Consider the following 18,316-nt stretch of genomic DNA (forward strand, 5'->3'; position numbering starts at 1 on the left):
AGATGCGAGCAGATATCGAACGCGCTGCCCAGGCGGTGCGCGCGGCCGCTGAGTTCGACTGGATGTGGACCGTCAATGACCTGCCGCCGTTCTGCGGTCAGGTCGGCTGGCAGTTCAGCGGCCTCGATGAGCAGGTGCCAGCAGCGGTGACCAATCTCGAAGTCAATCGCCCCGATGTGTCGGTGCGCATAGCGGACTTATCGACAACCGACTTGTCGCGAGCGATCGATATGCTCGCCTTCTGTGCCAGTGATGTGGTTCTCGGTCGGAGCGACTTGGAGCCTGAGCTGGATGAAGTTTTCGATGCACTCGTGCAGCGGATGTTCGAACTGCTCGGGCAGCGGCCCACGGATTGGTGGATCGAACCGACCCGCGGCCTGCGCTGGGACCTTCCGGGCCTGGTGGTTACGGCTGAGATCGGCGTCTCATCGGTCTGGGTGTATCTGGTCAGTCCTGCGCACCAGCAATGGAGCGACGAATACGAGCAGAGCGCCGAAGATGAGTAGAGGTGAGGTCGGTTGAGGCTGCGGCCGGTCCGACTCGCTGTCATTCCTGAAAATCGATAGCTTGCGCAGCTCGCACTAGCCTCGATCTTTCGTGAGTCCCGCGTGCTGGCCTGAGCGGCTTCGGACTGGGTGTCTCGATCGAGGAAACGTGTTCGTCACAGTGATACCTTTCTCCAGGACCGCACGGTCTGTTCGTTGCTGCCGGCCCTAAGGACGAAGATGCGTGCCCGATTGACCGTCATGGGATGCGCGCTCGCGCTCGCATCGAGCAGCGTGCTGGCAGCACCGGCGAACGCGGCCCCACCCGCCCCGGTCAACCAGTGCGGAGAGACCGGCTTCGATCCCAAGGACTATCCACCCGAGCCAGTCGATCCCAACGCTCCGCCTGTCCTGCCGCCGATACCCTCGGTGCCGGACAAGTTCGTCATCCCGGTGCCGTACCCGTCCGTCGAACTGGTCCCGGTGCCCGATCCCGAACCCGACAACACCCGAGTCGACGCGGACCCGCTGCCCGATCCGTGCATGGACCCGTGCCCCGATCTCACCGACACCACCGAAGAACCCGTCGACGCGACCGGATCTGCACATCTCCCGTTCCCGCGCATCGAGATCGATCCGCAACCGGAAACCATCCCCATTCCCATCCCCGGCCCGCTCGCAGCACCGCAGCTACCCGCACCTCCCGCCGTTGTGAATCCAGCCGAGGCGGGCCCGACATCTCCAGCCCCGAAACAGCCGCTGGTGGGCAATGTCTCGGTGATCTCGCAGATGACTGGCCAAGGTTCGATCAACAGAACAGACAAGCGCTGGCAGGTCGAGGGCACCGACCTCGGCATCATGTGGGAATCGAAGCCAGGCGAGGTGGCCGTGGCCTTCGGTGACTCCTTCGGCAAGAGCTGGGAGTACGGAGTCGTCGGCGGTGACGACTGGCGCAGCAACGTCCTGGGCCACAGCACCGACACCGACCTGTCCGACGGCCTGACCCTCGACAGTATGGTGCAGGATTCCCGTTGCCACGCAGCCGAATTGCTCGGCAGTCGTAAAATCAAGAACTGGGAGACGACGGTCATTCCGACGTCCGGATTCGCCGTCGGGGATCGGCAGTACATGTCGTATATGTCCATCCGGCGCTGGAGCGTCGTCCCGGGTATGTGGTGGACCAACTACGGCGGCATCGCCTACTCCGACGACAACGGCTCTACCTGGGTCAAGGATCCACATACCCGGTGGGACAACATGTTCGGCTTCTCGAAGTTCCAGGTGTCCACCATGGTTCCCGCCGGAGACTTCGTCTACATGTTCGGCACCGTCAACGGCCGGATCGGTACGGTAGGCTTGGCCCGAGTGCCGAAGGACGACGTCCTCAACAAGACTGCCTACCAATATTGGGTCGACGGCACCTGGGCGCCGGTGGACTCCAACGACGCAACCCCGATCGCCGACGGCATCTCCGCCGAACTATCGGTCCGCTTCCACGACGGCCTGTGGCAGATGACCTACCTCGATCCGATCGCCGGCAATATCGTTCTCCGCGAAGCGAATTCACCGCAGGGAGAGTGGACCGCGCCGTCGACTCTGATTCGGACTGCAGAGTACCCGAAAGCCTACGGTGGATTCATGCACCCGTGGTCGAAGGACGGAGAGCTCTACTTCGCAATATCGGAATGGGACAGCTACAACGTGTACTTGATGAAGGCCGACCTCAACTGACCGATTGCGTCTTCCACCACTCGAGTAGCGCGGCCTCGGCCTGCTCACGGGGGAGTGGTCCGTGATCGAGCCGCAATTCCTTGAGGAACTTCCAGGCCTTCCCGACATTCGGTCCGGCCTCGATCCCGAGCAAGTCCATGATGGCGTTGCCGTCGAGATCCGGGCGCACTCTGGCCAGATCCTCCTGTTCGGCGAGACGTGCGATCCGCTCCTCCAGATCGTCGTACGTCGCCTGCAACGCCGCCGCTCGACGCTTGTTCCTGGTGGTACTGTCGGCGCGAACGAGCTTGTGCAGCTGAGGAAGTAGCTCTCCCGCGTCCGTGACATAGCGTCGGACTGCGGAATCGGTCCACTGTCCCTTGCCGTAACCGTGGAATCGAAGGTGCAGGAATACCAACTGCGAGACGTCGTCGATCATTTTCTTCGAGTACTTCAGCGCGCGCATCCGTTTGCGCACCATCTTCGACCCGACGACCTCGTGGTGGTGGAAGCTGACACCACCGGCCGGCTCGTGCTTTCGCGTGTCCGGCTTACCGATGTCGTGAAGTAGTGCAGCCCAACGTAATACCAGGTCGGGGTCACCGTCCTCGAGGTCGATGGCCTGCTGCAACACCGTCAACGAATGCCAGTACACATCTTTGTGCTGGTGGTGCTCGTCGATCTCGAGCTTCATCGCCGGAACCTCCGGTAGCACGTACGCCGCGAGACCCGTCTCGCACATCACGTCGATTCCGTCGATGGGGTAGTCGCCGAGCAGCAACTTGTCGAGCTCTGCCTGGACGCGTTCAGCGGTGATCCGTTCGATCTGACCCGCCATGTTCGAAATGGCCTCGTGTACGCGCGGCATCAGCGTGAAACCGAGCTGCGAGACGAACCGCGCCCCGCGCAACATCCGCAACGGGTCGTCGTTGAACGACTTCTCTGGAGTGGACGGCGTATCGAGAAGCCCCTCGAGCAATGCGTCCATCCCACCGAGCGGATCGACGAACTCCTGCAACCCGTCCGCGCCGAGCCGAACCGCCATGGCATTGACGGTGAAATCGCGTCGGATCAGGTCTTCCTCGAGGCTGGTGCCGTACTGAACCTGCGGGTTGCGCGAGACCTGGTCGTACGAGTCTGTACGGAAGGTGGTGATCTCGATGAGCTGATCGTCCTTCGCGGCACTGATCGTGCCGAACGCAATGCCGGTGTCCCATTGATTGTCGGCCCAACCGGACAACAACTGCTGCACCGCCTCGGGGCGCGCGTCGGTGGTGAAGTCCAAATCGCCGGACAACCGGCCGAGGACCGCGTCTCGGACACTGCCACCGACCAAGTACAGCTCGTGCCCGTGAGCCGCGAAGCGATCGGCAAGCGGACTCAGCACGCCGGACAACTCTCCGAGGGTCGACGCGGCCGCCGCCATCAGTCTTTCCCGCCGGTCGTCGCTCGCGTCGGAGTGTCGGGGTGTTGGAGACTGTTCGGCCACGTTGACAGAGCCTAGGCGAGAGGTCGTGGTCATGAGTACGCCCGTCTCGGTGCGGGAGGAGAGATCGCCTCATTTTTCCAACTAGTATGGATTGGGTGTCTGCTGGCGAACGTGCGAACCGGAGCCGCCGCAACCCGCGGCGGCGAAACGCACGCGTCGACAGCGACAGGCCCAAACTCCGCACAGTGCGGGAAACTTCTGCAGGTGGCCTGGTCGTGGACGGTCTCGACGGCCCACCCGAAAAACGCTGCGCCGCTCTCATCGGACGCACCGATCGCCGAGGTCGGCTGCTGTGGTCGCTCCCGAAAGGCCATATCGAACAGGGCGAGACAGCCGAGCAGACCGCTATGCGTGAAGTTGCCGAAGAAACCGGAATCCGGGGTTCGGTCCTGGCGACGCTGGGAAGTATCGACTACTGGTTCGTCACCGAAGGTCGCCGCGTCCACAAGACCGTCCACCACTACCTGCTCCGTTTCCTCGGCGGCGAACTCTCCGATGAAGACATCGAGGTCACCGAGGTGGCCTGGGTCCCGCTCAGCGAACTCCAGTCGCGGCTCGCGTATGCCGACGAACGAAAATTGGCCGCCATCGCCGATCGGCTGATCGCGGACATGCATCGACCCGATTCGCAGAAACCCAGCCCCCCCAAGACACCTGGCGCTACCGCCGCCGGCAAGGAGTGATCGTGCGGCGTACCAGGGTCACTGCGGCGGCATTGACCGCATTCCTGCTTGTCCTCGCGCCGGCCGCTGCCTTGACGCCTGCGACCGCGATCGCGCAGGAGCCGTGGAACAGCGACCCGTCGACGTCGGCGGATCTCACCTACCAATCGGAGGACAGCGAGCTCCCCGAGACTCGCCGGGGCACTCAGTTCCTTCAGCTCTCCATCGACACCGTCGCACCCGCCACCGTCACCACCACCAGTGAACCGTTCGTGACCGTGCGCGCCACCGTCACCAACACCGGCGACCGACGCGTCGACGACATCAGCGTCCGTATGCAGGGCGCTGACGCCGTCGACCGGCCCGAGAAGCTTCGTACGTCGCTGACCCTCGAACAAGAGCAGTTCGGGGCGGTCGGTGAGTTCCAGGACGTCGCACAGAGCCTCGAGCGGGGTGCGAGCACCCAATTCGTGGTGTCGTTACCGCTGCGAAGCACTCAGGGGCCCTCGCTGGGCATCGATGCACCAGGGGTCTACCCGCTTCTTCTCAACGTCAACGGCACACCCGAGTACGGCGGCACCGCGAGACTCGATGACGCCCGCTTCCTGCTGCCCGTAGCCGGAGTTCCGCGTGATCCGACCGCGACAGACCCGACGGCCCCCGATGCCATCGCGCTCCCACCGAGCACATCGAGCCCGATAGCAACGACAGTGTTGTGGCCGCTGGCGGACAAGCCTCGACTCGCTGCGGGGATCCCGGGATCGCTCGAGGACAAGGTCCGACTCGTGGACGACGAGCTTGCCGAAGAACTCGCGACGGGTGGTCGGCTGGACAAGCTACTTGCAGCCGTCGAGTACGCCACGAGCGACCAACTCGATCCGGAGAACCGCCTCGCCGACAGCATGTGCCTGGCCATCGATCCCGATCTCCTGGTCACGGTCGCCAATATGGCTCGGGGCTATCTGGTGGTCGACGATCCGGCCGATCCACGTGGCGCGGCCCGCGACGGGACCGGAAGAGACGCTGCCGCGAGTTGGCTTTCCCGGCTCGAGCCACTGGCCGATTCGATGTGCGTCACCACCGTTCCGTTCGCCCAGGTCGATCTCGACGCACTCGGCAATGTCGGCGACGCATCACTGGTATCGAGTGCGCTCGAGTCTCCGTCGACCATCGTGGACTCGATCCTCGGAGTGACATCGGTCCCCGACGTCGTCTGGAGTTCTTCCGGCCAGCTCGGCGCCCGCGCCGCGGCAACGGTGCGTTCGGTCGGGCCGCGGACTGTCCTGGTCGCCGACAACAGCGTGGCCCCCGCAGCGGCAGGCGGAGTTGCGCTGGTCACCGGCGGAAGTAGCGTCGACGCGGAGTTGAAGGCCGTCGTATTCGACGCAGCCACCGCCACCGCACTGGCAGCTGTCGGCTCCGAGCCGTCGACCCCTGACTTCACTCCGGAAGATCAACGTTTCGACCTCGAGCAGGACTCGAGAACCGCCCGCCTGCAGGACGCCGTCGGAGCCGTCGTCTATCACGCCCTCACTCCGCCGAACGGCACCCCGCGGAACTTGACGATTGCACCACCGCAGAACTGGAGCGCCGACGGTGACGAGCCCGCCGCGATTCTGTCGTCGATCTCCTCGATGCTGCGCTCCGGCCTCGCTTCACCGCGACCGTTCACCGAACTACTGGCCGAGCCACCTACCGGGATGCCCGTCGAAGCCAGAACGGTGCAGCAGGTCGGCAGGGACACCAACACCGAGGATCGTGTCCGCATCCAGAGTGGCCGGATCGAATCTTTGGCCGGATCTCTGATCGACGACCCTCAACTGCCGTTGACACCGCGGCTGTACACGGCGCCGCTGAAGGAGGACCTGCTGCGCGCGCTCACCTCAGCAGGTGAAGACACCGACCCCGCCGAGGCAGCCGAGATGGCGAATATCCGAACAAGCAGTTCCGAGGAAGGCGTCGACGCGCTGTTCGACGCGGTGACGGTCCTCGCCCCAGGCGGGGTTTACACGTTGGCGTCGGAGCAGAGTCCCCTGCTTCTGGTCGCGCAGAACGATCTGCCGGTAAGCATCAACGTGCGGTTGAATGTCGATGCGCCTCCCGAGATGCGCATCACCGACGTCGGCGCCACCGCGCTTCCACCTCGAGGTAGCCGTACGATCACCGTTCCGGCCGAGGTCGACGACAGCCGCAACCTGTCCGTCGACTTTTCGTTGACCACCCTCGACGGGCAGCAATTGGGCGAAGCGTCGACAGTGTCCGTACGGTCGAATGCGTACGGACAAGCGCTGGCCATTATTACCGTCTGCGCAGGTGTTCTTTTGCTACTGCTTGCCGGACGCCGACTGTGGCACAGGTTCAGGGATCAACCAGACCCGGCCGACGAAGGGTACGAACGACCATGACCGGGAACATCCCGTACGAGGGGGACGTCCCACGCACACGGCTGCCCGCAGCGCAGGTCTTCCGCCGAACCCTGGAGCCGTCGGCGGCACCCTGGGAACGCGAGCCTGCTCCACGTGGTCCGTTCCGGGAGATGCGGAGCTATCCAGCACCGCCGTCCCCGGATGGTGGGCCTGCCCCGGACAATTCCGTCACTCAGTTGATTCCTCGGTTCCGCGACGAGGATTACCCACCGATCACAGAGCCGACGCGCGCTCCCGGTCCGGCCGAGCCGTCGGACCCCAAAAAGCAACAAAAATCTCTGATGGCCGCGACGGGATCCATCGCGATCGCAACGCTCGTCAGCCGCATCACCGGGTTCTTCAAGCAGATCGTCATGCTGGGGATTCTCGGTGGCGCGATCGCCAGTTCGTTCACCTCGGCCACGATCCTCCCGAACATGATCTCCGAACTGGTTCTCGGGGCCGTGCTCAGCGCCATCGTCGTTCCGGTTCTGGTTCGCGCCGAAATGGAGGATTCCGACGGCGGAGCGTCGTTCGTTCGACGGCTTTTCACCATCGCATTCTCGATGTTGGCCATCGTCGCCTTGATCGCCACCATCAGTGCACCCCTGCTCAGCCGCATGTTGATCGACGAGAATGCAAAAGTCAGCAGTGATCTGACCACCGCGCTGTCGTATCTGCTGTTGCCCGCCATCCTGTTCTACGGACTCTCGGGCTTGCTGACCGCCGTCCTGAACACGCGCCAGAATTTCCGACCCGGTGCGTGGGCCCCGGTCTGGAACAACCTGGTAGTGCTGGGAATCTTTTCCCTCTACTTCTTCGTGCCGGGCGAGATCTCCCTCGATCCGGTGCAGATCAGTGACCCACACGTCCTCATCCTCGGACTCGGTGTCACCGCAGGTGTGATTACGCAGGTCGTAGCACTGATCCCGGCACTACGTCGAGAAAAGATCGACCTTCGACCGCTATGGGGAATCGACGCCCGGCTCAAGACCTTCGGCGGTATGGCTGCCGCGATCATCCTTTACGTCGTCATCAGCCAGGCCGGACTCGTGTTCGCCACCAGGATCTCCGCCGAAGCAGACGCCGCGGGCCCGGCGATCTACTCCCAGGCCTGGATCCTGCTTCAACTTCCGTACGGCATCCTCGGCGTCACCGTTCTTACCGCCATCATGCCGCGGCTCAGTCGTAACGCAGCCGACGGAGACACTCCGGCCGTCGTGGACGACCTGTCGGTGGCTACCCGGTTGACACTGGTCGCGTTGGTGCCGATCGTAGTGTTCTTGACCTTCGCCGGCCCGTGGGTCGGCGAGGCACTGTTCGGCTTCGGAAACTTCGCCGACGATGCGAGTCGGCTCGGCGAAGCCGTCAGTTGGTCGGCGTTCACGCTGATCCCGTATGCCCTCGTCCTGATACATCTGCGCGTGTTCTACGCCCGAGAACAGGCATGGACTCCCACCTGGATCATCCTCGGAATCACGGGCGTCAAGATCGCGCTGTCGGCCTTGGCGCCGATGCTGGCCAGCGACGACGAGCAGGTGGTGCTGATCCTCGGCGTCGCCAACGGACTCGGATTCGTAGTCGGTGCATGCATCGGTGGCTTCCTGCTCCATCGCAGTCTCGGCAACCTCCGGATGATCAATATCGGTAAAACCATCTGGATGGTCCTGCTCGCATCGGCCGCAGGTGGCACCGCCATGCTGGCCATCGACCGGATCGCCGATCTCGGCAACATCACCGACGCACTGGGAGCTGTCGGTGCAATGCTCCGAGTCGGGGTTTGCGCCGTCCTGATGCTGTCGATAACTTTCGGAATCCTCTGGTTCGGCCGGATTCCCGAGGTTCTGGCAGTGACCGTCGCCGTCAGCAAACTGGTTCGGCGTTTCCGCGGGAAGTCGATCGAGACCCCCGATCCGGCGCGAACGGCCGACATCGATGCGACCGAACACATAGCGGTCGTCGGCTCGGAGCGTGCATGGGAGAATTCTCCCCAACCACTCCCGTACGCTGGACCGCGGCAGACCGGGACCCCGTACACCTCAGGTCAGCCGGCGGCACCAAAGTCGCTGCGATATGCGACGGGACGATATGTAGGACAACTCGGGGCAGAGACGCGCGAAGGAGTGAGAGTGACCGACGACGATATGGCTGGGGGGCCGGCCGAGTCCGCAGTGAACGGCACCCAGCGAAAAGCCGGCGGTGTCGAGGTGGACGATCGCGCCAAAGACGCGTCGGGCAAGCTCGAGCCATCCAAGGCCACCACGCCTCCCAAGATGCCCTCACCGTTCAAGAAGTCGCCACCGACCGAGGAAGCGGAGCCTTCCACAGAAGTCGAAGCAACCGAGGCCACGACGTCGGAAGCATCTGCCGAGAAGAAGACCGAACCGGCCAAGGCCGACTCCAAGGACACTTCGACGACCAGCAAGGTCGACTCCGACGTCAAGAACACCACCTCTGCGGTCAAATCCAGCCGTGGCGTCGCACACGACACCGGTGCCGCTCCAGTCGGATCACCAGCGTTGCCGCCCGTCGGACCAGGTTCCGAACCTGCACGGTCTCTTCGCGGTCCCAAGCTCATCCCGGGTGCGTCCGTGGCCGGCGGTCGCTACCGTCTGCTCACCCCGCACGGTGGATCACGTGGCCTCAAGTTCTGGCAGGCCCACGACGTCAAGTTGGATCGTGAAGTGGCGCTGACGTTCGTCGACGCCGACCAGCAAGCGTCCTCTCTCTCGGCCGACCGTCCCGAGGGCCCTCAGGCCATCCTGTCCCGCACCCTGCGACTGGGGCGGATCAACTCCCCAGGTCTTGCTCGCGTTCTCGACGTCGTCCGAGGCAGCTCCGGCGGAATCGTCGTCGCCGAATGGACCCCGGGCCGATCGCTACGTGAAATGGCCGACACCGTTCCGTCGCCGACCGGCGCGGCCCGGGCCATCAAGGCCCTCGCTGCCGCCGCCGAAGCCGCACACCGAAGCGGCGGAGCACTGTCGATCGACCATCCGGACCGCGTCCGGATCAGCACCAGCGGAAACGCAGTTCTCGCATTCCCGGCGACATTGGCCGATGCAGACCCCGGTTCCGATGTTCGCGGGCTCGGCGCGATGCTGTACGCCCTGATCACTGCGCGTTGGCCCCTCGCCGACGCTGTCGGAAAGACTCCCGGTTCGGATTCGGATTCATCGCCACGAGCGGTAGGCGGCATGCGTCCTGCGGACCGTGACGAGAGCGGCAACGCCATCGAGCCACGTCGTATCCGACCCGACGTGCCCTTCGAGATCTCGGCAGTCGCCGTCCGTGCACTCGAGCAGAACAGTGGGATTCGTACGGCCGCGACTGTGCAGCACGTGCTGGATCAGGCGGCAGTCATCAACGACAAGACCGATCTGATGCCTGCACTGCGCCTCGGTCAGCGTGCACCGGGTGCCTCCGGCCACTCGCTGGCCGACCCTGCGGAATTAGCCGCTCAACAATTGCGGTCGAAGCGCACCAACATCGCGCTTGTCGTATTGGGCGCATTGACCGTCATCGTCCTCGGTTTCGCGGGTTACTGGCTCTTCACATTCCTCGCAGGTGACAGCTCCGACGAGCCGCTGACGCAGCAAGACTTCGGTCTCACCACCAGCGCGACCGCCCCTGCCACCCCTGGTGCAGAAGACGTCGCGCCACCGGCGGCTGCTGCTCCGACAGCGATCGACTCGGTCGAGGTGTTCTCACCTCAGGGCAGTGCCGACAACGCCGGTTCAGCAGGCAACGCCATCGACGGCAACCCCAACTCCACCTGGACCACGGACGCGTATTTCCAGCCCTTCCCGTCACTCAAGGAAGGCGTAGGACTACTCGCAACCCTGCCGTCTTCGCAGGTCCTCACCAGCGCCTTCGTCAACTCGCCCTCTCCGGGTACCGTTGTCGAAATCCGTTCCGCTCCAAGCGATTCCGCAAGCCTCAGCGACACCACCGTCATCGGGCAGGCGACGCTCGGGAACGGCGTCACGGACATTCCACTGACCGTTTCCGAGCCCACGACGCATGTTCTGCTGTGGATTACCGGGCTCGGCAACGACGGTGGCCGTAACCAATCGACGATCGCTGATTTCGGCTTCACCGCGCAGCCCTGACGACTACTCCTCGTTCACCCGCCGTCGAACTGCGAACGTCTCGGTTCGGGGGACGTTTCGTACTCGCCGGTCTCTATGCCTTAGGCTCTCCGACAATGCGGTAATACGGGGGGAGCCGTTTTCGTATGGGGGATCTACATAGGGACTGGGCTGTCGGGGGTCTTCTCGGCGGACGCTCCGACGTCGAATTGCTGAGTGCGCACGTGGCCGGGGAGGCCAATGCGTTCACTTCGCTGGTACATCGACATCATGAGCACCTTTGGATGACCGCACGCCGAACCAGCTATACCAACGAGGACGCTGCCGACGCATTGCAAGAAGCACTCCTGTCAGCCCACCGCACCGCCGCCACGTTCCGGGCCGATGCAGCTGTACGCAGTTGGTTACACAAGATCGTTGTCAACGCATGCCTCGACCGCATTCGGCGTAACCGTTCGAGACCGACCGTGTCGCTCACCAACGAGGACGACATCGAACCGGTCGACGGTCGGGATCAAATGTCAGCCGCCGAGACCTCCATCGAGGTTCACAAGGCACTCATGTCGTTGCCACCCGAACAACGATCCGCCGTCGTGGCAGTGGACATGGAGGGCTACTCGGTTGCAGATGCTGCCCGCATGCTCGGTGTACCCACCGGCACGATCAAGAGCCGATGCGCCCGTGGACGGTTGAAACTAGTAATACAACTCGAGTATTTGCGGTACGAAGGGAACCGTTAGCGGCTCTGGCGCGTCTTACCATGTGTAGGCACGATTGCCCCGTAAACAACACGGGCCGTGGGTAGAGCTTGCGCTGGGAGGAGACCGAAGTGGCATCGCACGGAACCGAGCCTCTACCCGTCGCTCCGTACTCACCCGACCTGTTGGCAGATCTCCATGCAGGCGTACTCGACGAGTCGGTCAGTAAGAAGCTCTGGCCTCTCGTTCGAAAAGATCCGAGAGCGATGCAGGTCATCTCCGCTCTCGACGCGCTTTCTGCCCGTCTCGGCTCACTCGGAAGCGATTTCGACTCCGGTGAGCCGATGCCCCCGGACGTCGCCGAGAGGATCGATCGCGCGCTGATGACCGAGCAGGAAACATCCTTCGGCGACCGCCCCGGTCGATTCCCACGCCGGTGGGCCTATACGGGTATCGGTATCGCAGCCGCAGCCGCCATCGTTGCTTCGCTTTCCGCCTTGCTGTTCGCCCGCCCGAGTGGGCCAACCGACCCCGACACGGTAGCCGCACCGGCATATCCGCCCAGCCTCGTTCTCGATTCGAGCGACTTGAATTCGACCGATGTCCGCGACCTCCTCGGCCGACAGGATCCAACCGAACTGAAGGACGCCGGGAATCTTCCAGAGTGTCTGGCAGCCAACGGTTTCGACTCTCAGGCAATTCTGCTCGCAGCCACTCCGGTACAAGTCGACGGACAATCCGCAACACTGCTCGTCGTGCCGCGTTTTCCGATGGACGGCATGACCGTACTCGTGTTGGGCGCGGATTGCGGAGACGGCAACCCGCAGACACTGGTTCGTCGCGATCTGAACTGATCTCGGACGAGCAGGAGAACTACCGGGGAACAACACCCTTTACGCTGGTGTTGACATAACCGGCGGGCGTACCAGAACTATGCCCCTCGACTTTTGTTTCAACGCAATGGGTAGACAGCACATTCGATCGGAAGGTCCGCATGACAACCCCACAGGTTCACGATCTCATCATCGTCGGCTCGGGACCGGCTGGATACACCGCCGGCGTATACGCAGCCAGGGCTGAACTCCAGCCGATTCTGTTCGAGGGAACTCAGTTCGGTGGCGCTTTGATGACCACCACGGACGTCGAGAACTTTCCAGGTTTCCGCGAAGGCATCATGGGACCAGACCTCATGGAGCAGATGCGCGAGCAGGCCAAGCGGTTCGGCGCGGACATTCGTACCGAGGACGTCGAAGAGATGGACCTCAGAGGCGAGATCAAAACCGTAACCGCCGGCGGCGAGACCTATCAGGCACGCGCGGTCATTCTGGCGATGGGCGCGGCTGCGCGATACCTCGGCATACCGGGTGAAGAAAAGCTGCTCGGACGCGGTGTCAGCGCCTGTGCCACCTGTGACGGATTCTTCTTCCGCGATCAGGACATTGCCGTCATCGGTGGCGGGGACTCGGCTATGGAAGAAGCGACCTTCCTCACTCGATTCGCACGTAGCGTCACTATCGTCCATCGACGCAGCGAATTTCGTGCGTCGCGCATCATGCTCGAGCGCGCAAAGGCCAACGACAAGATTCGCTTCCTCACCGACACCAACGTTCTCGAAGTCCTGGGCGACACCTCTGTCACCGGGATAGCACTCGAAAACGCGATCACCGGAGAGAAGACCACTCTCGAGGTGACGGGAATGTTCGTCGCTATCGGTCATGATCCGCGTAACGAGCTGGTCAAGGGCCAGGTCGAACTCGACGAAGCAGGCTACGTCAAGGTCGCCTCGCCATCCTCGACTACGTCACTACCCGGAGTGTTCGCCGCAGGCGACCTGGTGGATCACGTCTACCAGCAGGCAATCACCGCGGCCGGAACCGGCTGCACTGCCTCCATCGACGCCGAGCGCTGGCTCGCCGAGCAGGGCGATATTTCCTCCAACACGCTCGAGCACGCCGATCAGCCGGTAGACGTCGTCAACGCCTGAATTTCGTTCCCGAACTACTACACAACCAGGAGAAACACATGTCCGACGACAAGAAGACCGTCACCATCACGGATGCGTCGTTCGTCGACGACGTGCTCAGCAGCGAGAAGCCCGTTCTCGTCGACTTCTGGGCCACATGGTGCGGGCCTTGCAAGATGGTCGCCCCAGTACTCGAGGAGATCGCGGCCGAACACTCGGACAAACTGACGATCGCGAAGCTCGACATCGATGCGAACCCACAGGCGGCTCGTGACTTCAAAGTCATGTCGATTCCGACCTTGATCCTCTTCCAGGGCGGCAAGCCGATCAAGCAAATCGTCGGCGCCAAGGGTAAGGCAGCACTTCTCAAGGACCTCGAAGCGGTCCTGTGATCAGGCAGACAACGTCTGAGCAGTAGCCGTCACCACCGCCGCGATCCGTCGGCTCTACCTGGCGGATTGGGGCTTGACGGTCACTTTCTGCGACAATTGATCGATGTGCCGACAAGCTCGGCACATCGACTTTTGTATAGGCCCAGACCCGAATCGGAACTCCCCGTTCCGGGGTTGCGGATACAGTCGTTGCAGCAATCAAACTCGAGATCGGAAGGTCAACTGTATGCACCGACTCAGTCACGGCGATTCTGGACCCGCCGTCGCGGAGGTTCGGAGCACGCTTGTCTCGCTCGGATTTCTGGTCGAGGAAACAGATCGATCCTCTGCGAACGATCCGACGCACTGGACTCCACCCGCATCCGACTTCGATGAATCCTTGGGTGGCGCCGTCCGCGCCTTTCAGCAATATCGAGGCCTGCTGGTCGACGGTGTCGTAGGACCGGCTACCTACCGATCTCTGAAGGAAGCGTCGTACCGGCTCGGAGCTCGGACTCTCATCTACCAGCTCTCGGCACCTCTGTACGGGGACGATATTGCGACCCTCCAGACTCGGCTGCAGGATTTGGGTTTCTACAGTGAGCGCGTCGACGGATACTTCGGGCCTAAAACTCACGAAGGGCTCTCCTCTTTCCAACGGGAAATCGGTCTGTCCCCGGACGGCATTTGCGGTCCTGCAACGCTACGTTCGCTCGAACTGCTCGGTACGCGTGTCACGGGCGGATCACCACACGCCATCAGTGAACAAGAACTCGTCCGAGCGGCCGGCCCACAATTGACTGGCAAGCGCATCGTGATCGACCCCGATCTCGGTGGCGCCGATACCGGACGCATAGTCCACGGCATGTTCGGCCGAATCTCCGAAGCAGAAATTCTTTGGGATGTCGCGAGTCGCCTCGAGGGTCGAATGGCCGCCACCGGGATGGAGACGTTTCTGTCCCGTGCACGTGGAACCAATCCCAGTGTTGCCGAGCGTGCCGAGACGTCCAATGGCTTCAATGCGGACCTGATGATTTCACTTCGCTGTGCGTCGAGCAAGAGTCCAGCGGCGAACGGAGTGGCAAGTTTCCATTTCGGCAACTCACACGGTTCGGCGTCATTGATCGGCCAGATCCTCACCGGCTACATACAGCGCGAAATCGTCGCCCGTACTCCGCTACTCGATTGCCGCAGCCATGGGCGAACTTGGGATCTGCTGCGGCTGACCAACATGCCGACGGTGCAAGTCGACATGGGTTATCTGACAAACGCTTCCGACGTCGATGTTCTCAGTGATCCCCGATCCCGGGATATCATCGCCGAGGCAATTCTCATCTCGGTGAAGCGTCTGTACTTGTTAGGTCAAGACGATCAGCCCACCGGAACATTCACCTTCGCAGAACTCCTCGCCGAGGAACTCGCTGCCGCAGATCGGAGCTGACGGAGGTCGCGCTTAGCGACCTCCGCTCATCTGACTCCGACGGTTTCCTTGTGCTCGATCTCGACCGCGGTCAAACTGGCCGCAATAAGCAATCGCTCGAGGGCCGACTCGACGTCTTCCTTCCATCCATGGTCGCGGTGTAATTCGAGTCGAAGTCGCGGGTATCGATGATGTGGCGCGACCACTTCGAATCCGGCCTGCTCCAGGAAGTCGGCGTCGATCATGCATTCCGTGTCCGAGCAGGTCAACGACATCGTTGCTCGCGGACCGATCGCCTCGTCTTCCTCGGTTCGACGAATCCCGAATGCCTCGAGCGCACGAACGCCACGATTGACGAGATCGGCGACTACCGCCTGAATCAACGAAGCCGAGTGTCCCTCCCGATCGACGTCCGATTCGATTCTCAACGTTGTCAGCAACACGGCATCAGCGCTGACAGGTGAGGTCGGAAAAGTGGTGGACCGCGGCACCGCGCTCGCGGGTGCGTACAAAGCGCATCCCACGATCTCCGAACCGACCGACAGCATCTGTCCGCAGGATCCCCACTCGAGCATGACCATCGAAAGCCACGCCTCGTTCTCGAACTCCAAATCGAGTGACTCACCGTCGGCTCGGGTCCTAGCTGGATCGAGCACCCAGAAACGACACCGCCGCGTGTGCTTCGGTAGTTGATCGAAGGAGTCCAATGTGACTCCAGTGACGAGCGTCGACACTGCTACCTCAGCCTCCATGCACCGAATTTTGTCGTTCGACCGCGATGATGCACCGGTGCGCGCGTCAAAAGTGAGCGATCGTCACAACCTTGATCTTCCCGAAAGCGCGATAGGTGAATAGTGCTGTATAACAACATCATTCGTGTCCTTCCGGCCTTCGATAGAGAACTTACGTCACAGTGACATAACTGCCGCGGGTGTTTGTACCTAGGATTTCGGCGCTACTTTTTCTTCTGACTTTCCATCATCTCGACAATCCTTTCGAGGTCGTCGACCGAGCCGAATTCGACGACGATCTTGCCTTTTCGTTTACCCAAGCTCACCGTCACACGGGTATCGAAGGAATCCGAGAGCCTATTAGCGACATCCTGAAGGCCCGGCATTTGAATCGGCTTGCGGCGAGGAGTGGGATTCGGACTGATGTTGTCGTTACGATTCGCCAACGTAACTGCTTCTTCTGTGGCACGAACCGACAGGCCCTCCGCAATAATTCGCGCAGCCAAAGACTCCTGCGCATCCGAACCCGCATCCAACGACAGGAGAGCGCGCGCGTGTCCGGCAGACAATACGCCGGCTGCGACTCGTCGCTGAACGGGAATCGGCAGCTTCAAAAGTCGAATCATGTTGGTCACAACGGGACGCGAGCGACCGATTTTCGCCGCCAACTCTTCATGGGTGACGTCGAACTCCTCGAGCAACTGCTGATATGCGGCGGCCTCCTCGAGGGGATTGAGCTGAACTCGGTGGATGTTCTCGAGCAACGCATCGCGCAACATCGCGTCATCGTTGGTTTCACGAACGATGGCAGGAATCGACTCGAGGCCCGCTTCTTGGCTCGCGCGCCAGCGGCGTTCGCCCATCACCAGTTCGTATCGACCATCGGCAACCGGTCGCACGACGATAGGCTGCATCAGCCCGAATTCGCGGATCGAGTGGACGAGTTCGGCCAAAGCTTCCTCGTCGAACACCGACCGCGGCTGCTTGGCGTTGGGTTGAATCAGCTTCGGATCGATCTCCCGGTATAGCGCGCCGGTGGGGGAGAGGTCCTCTTCACTACTCCGAACTGGTGGCGTCGGAGTCGGTGCGGATGCCTCACGTGCTGCCTTTTCCGCAGCGTTCCGACTGATCTTGCCGTCCGCCGCAGTTCCGATAACTACATCCGCGGCGGCACTCCCGAGTCGAGGACCTGCCTCGGGTCCTGTGGGGATGAGAGCAGCTAATCCGCGTCCCAGTCCACCCTTGCGTGCTTGAACCATATCCCTATTGCTCCTGAGTTCCATCGGTCGTCGCAAAGGACGACCGTGCTGCGAGTTCACGACCAGCATCCAAGTAGCTCATCGCGCCACGGGAACCTGGGTCGTAATCCAAGACCGTCATTCCGTAACCGGGTGCCTCCGAGACCTTGACGCTGCGCGGAATTACCGCACGCAGCACTGCGTCGCCGAAGTGCTTTCGCACTTCCTCCGCAACTTGGTCTGCGAGCTTGGTCCTGCCGTCGTACATCGTGAGGATGACGGTCGAAACATGCAGTTGGGGATTGAGATGGGCCTGCACCAGTTCTATGTTTCGCAGGAGCTGGCCTACGCCCTCGAGGGCGTAGTACTCGCACTGAATCGGGATCAGAACCTCGGTTGCGGCAACCATGGCATTGACAGTCAGCAGTCCGAGTGACGGCGGGCAATCGATCAAAACGAAGTCAGCGTCGATGTCCGCGAGATCCATCAGCGCGGTCTTCAGGCGTCCTTCTCGGGCGACCATGGACACCAGTTCGATCTCGGCGCCGGCAAGGTCGATCGTGGCCGGAATGCAAAACAGACGCTCACTGTGTGGGCTCTGCTGGATCGCCTCTCGGGCGGTCACTTCGCCTATGAGCACCTCGTAGCTCGAGGGCACACCTGAGTGATGCTCGACGCCCAAAGCGGTGCTGGCGTTGCCTTGAGGGTCCAGATCGACCACCAGGACGGTGAGGCCCTGGAGCGCCAACGCAGCCGCGAGATTCACGGCTGTCGTCGTTTTCCCGACCCCTCCCTTCTGATTCGCGATCGTCAGCATTCGGCGATGCGCAAGCTTCGGCAAGGTCACGCTTTTAGGATGTAGAACCTGGCTTGCCCGCTGCGCGGCAGCACCGATCGGGGTGTCATTGGCGGAGATGCCGCTGAATGCGTCGAACCCAGATCCACCCTTCGGCTTGGAGGCGGGTCGTGCATCGTTATTCGCGGTACTTGTTTCACGTGAAACAGCGGGATCAAATCCACCCGACATAGGTGCTCCTTATTGCGGAACTGGTT

At 62.2% G+C, this 18,316-nt stretch carries 14 protein-coding genes; 10 read left to right on the plus strand and 4 right to left on the minus strand.

Translation table 11 applies throughout. The features are described 5' to 3' along the window. Positions 1 to 2 precede the first annotated feature (2 nt). Positions 3 to 506, plus strand: coding sequence for a DUF6301 family protein (locus H2510_RS06010; protein WP_186627418.1), 504 nt, complete (start codon positions 3 to 5; stop codon positions 504 to 506). 219 nt (positions 507 to 725) lie between these two features. Continuing rightward, positions 726 to 2,216 (plus strand): DUF4185 domain-containing protein, encoded by a 1,491-nt coding sequence (locus H2510_RS06015; RefSeq protein WP_261392762.1) that lies wholly within the window; start codon positions 726 to 728, stop codon positions 2,214 to 2,216. On the opposite strand, the gene H2510_RS06020 is transcribed toward H2510_RS06015, so the two are convergent. Further along, positions 2,209 to 3,621 (minus strand): CCA tRNA nucleotidyltransferase, encoded by a 1,413-nt coding sequence (locus tag H2510_RS06020; RefSeq protein ID WP_261392791.1) that lies wholly within the window; start codon positions 3,619 to 3,621, stop codon positions 2,209 to 2,211. The genes H2510_RS06015 and H2510_RS06020 overlap by 8 nt on opposite strands. A 158-nt stretch (positions 3,622 to 3,779) precedes the next feature. Here H2510_RS06020 and H2510_RS06025 point away from each other — a divergent pair, with 158 nt between their 5' ends. The 8 genes from H2510_RS06025 to H2510_RS06060 all read left to right on the plus strand — a co-directional run bounded on the left by H2510_RS06025 (position 3,780) and on the right by H2510_RS06060 (position 15,315). Then, entirely contained in the window at positions 3,780 to 4,367 is a 588-nt protein-coding gene (locus H2510_RS06025; RefSeq protein ID WP_397517321.1) for an NUDIX hydrolase, read from the plus strand. Next, positions 4,367 to 6,751 carry a DUF6049 family protein gene (locus H2510_RS06030; protein WP_397517327.1) on the plus strand — a complete coding sequence of 795 codons (2,385 nt, stop codon included), beginning with the start codon at positions 4,367 to 4,369 and terminating at the stop codon, positions 6,749 to 6,751. Before H2510_RS06025 ends, H2510_RS06030 begins: the two co-directional genes overlap by 1 nt. Beyond that, complete coding sequence (locus tag H2510_RS06035) at positions 6,748 to 10,863, plus strand: lipid II flippase MurJ (protein WP_186627422.1); 4,116 nt, start codon at positions 6,748 to 6,750, stop codon at positions 10,861 to 10,863. Before H2510_RS06030 ends, H2510_RS06035 begins: the two co-directional genes overlap by 4 nt. A gap of 125 nt (positions 10,864 to 10,988) precedes the next feature. Further along, positions 10,989 to 11,582: an RNA polymerase sigma factor SigM gene (gene sigM / locus H2510_RS06040; protein ID WP_186627423.1), complete on the plus strand. Its 594-nt coding sequence runs from the start codon at positions 10,989 to 10,991 to the stop codon at positions 11,580 to 11,582. Between the two features lie 89 nt (positions 11,583 to 11,671). Continuing rightward, positions 11,672 to 12,394, plus strand: coding sequence for a hypothetical protein (locus tag H2510_RS06045; RefSeq protein WP_186627424.1), 723 nt, complete (start codon positions 11,672 to 11,674; stop codon positions 12,392 to 12,394). A gap of 140 nt (positions 12,395 to 12,534) precedes the next feature. Beyond that, positions 12,535 to 13,524 carry a thioredoxin-disulfide reductase gene (gene trxB / locus H2510_RS06050; RefSeq protein ID WP_186627425.1) on the plus strand — a complete coding sequence of 330 codons (990 nt, stop codon included), beginning with the start codon at positions 12,535 to 12,537 and terminating at the stop codon, positions 13,522 to 13,524. 38 nt (positions 13,525 to 13,562) lie between these two features. Next, entirely contained in the window at positions 13,563 to 13,895 is a 333-nt protein-coding gene (trxA, locus tag H2510_RS06055) for a thioredoxin (protein ID WP_084348264.1), read from the plus strand. A 226-nt stretch (positions 13,896 to 14,121) separates the two neighbouring features. Then, positions 14,122 to 15,315: an N-acetylmuramoyl-L-alanine amidase gene (locus tag H2510_RS06060; protein WP_186627426.1), complete on the plus strand. Its 1,194-nt coding sequence runs from the start codon at positions 14,122 to 14,124 to the stop codon at positions 15,313 to 15,315. Between the two features lie 26 nt (positions 15,316 to 15,341). Here the strand turns inward: H2510_RS06060 and H2510_RS06065 are convergent, their stop codons facing one another. The 3 genes from H2510_RS06065 to H2510_RS06075 form a co-directional block, all read right to left on the minus strand. Next, a complete protein-coding gene (locus H2510_RS06065) occupies positions 15,342 to 16,028 on the minus strand; it encodes a GNAT family N-acetyltransferase (protein WP_186627654.1) in 687 nt (228 codons plus the stop codon). 221 nt (positions 16,029 to 16,249) lie between these two features. Further along, positions 16,250 to 17,284: a ParB/RepB/Spo0J family partition protein gene (locus tag H2510_RS06070; RefSeq protein WP_186627427.1), complete on the minus strand. Its 1,035-nt coding sequence runs from the start codon at positions 17,282 to 17,284 to the stop codon at positions 16,250 to 16,252. Positions 17,285 to 17,288: 4 nt separating this feature from the next. Further along, positions 17,289 to 18,290 carry a ParA family protein gene (locus H2510_RS06075; protein WP_186627428.1) on the minus strand — a complete coding sequence of 334 codons (1,002 nt, stop codon included), beginning with the start codon at positions 18,288 to 18,290 and terminating at the stop codon, positions 17,289 to 17,291. Positions 18,291 to 18,316 lie beyond the last annotated feature (26 nt).

This window comes from Rhodococcus sp. BP22 (genome assembly GCF_014281965.1).
In the GTDB taxonomy this organism is placed as follows: Bacteria; Actinomycetota; Actinomycetes; order Mycobacteriales; family Mycobacteriaceae; genus Rhodococcoides.

Bases quoted from the DNA above. Each gene is read 5' to 3' on its own strand.
- H2510_RS06060 (WP_186627426.1), top strand. From the start codon at position 14,122: ATGCACCGACTCAGTCACGGCGATTCTGGACCCGCCGTCGCGGAGGTT.
- H2510_RS06010 (WP_186627418.1), top strand. From the start codon at position 3: ATGCGAGCAGATATCGAACGCGCTGCCCAGGCGGTGCGCGCGGCCGCT.
- H2510_RS06075 (WP_186627428.1), bottom strand. From the start codon at position 18,290: ATGTCGGGTGGATTTGATCCCGCTGTTTCACGTGAAACAAGTACCGCG.
- sigM (WP_186627423.1), top strand. From the start codon at position 10,989: ATGGGGGATCTACATAGGGACTGGGCTGTCGGGGGTCTTCTCGGCGGA.
- trxB (WP_186627425.1), top strand. From the start codon at position 12,535: ATGACAACCCCACAGGTTCACGATCTCATCATCGTCGGCTCGGGACCG.
- H2510_RS06015 (WP_261392762.1), top strand. From the start codon at position 726: ATGCGTGCCCGATTGACCGTCATGGGATGCGCGCTCGCGCTCGCATCG.
- H2510_RS06070 (WP_186627427.1), bottom strand. From the start codon at position 17,284: ATGGTTCAAGCACGCAAGGGTGGACTGGGACGCGGATTAGCTGCTCTC.
- trxA (WP_084348264.1), top strand. From the start codon at position 13,563: ATGTCCGACGACAAGAAGACCGTCACCATCACGGATGCGTCGTTCGTC.
- H2510_RS06035 (WP_186627422.1), top strand. From the start codon at position 6,748: ATGACCGGGAACATCCCGTACGAGGGGGACGTCCCACGCACACGGCTG.
- H2510_RS06020 (WP_261392791.1), bottom strand. From the start codon at position 3,621: ATGGCGGCGGCCGCGTCGACCCTCGGAGAGTTGTCCGGCGTGCTGAGT.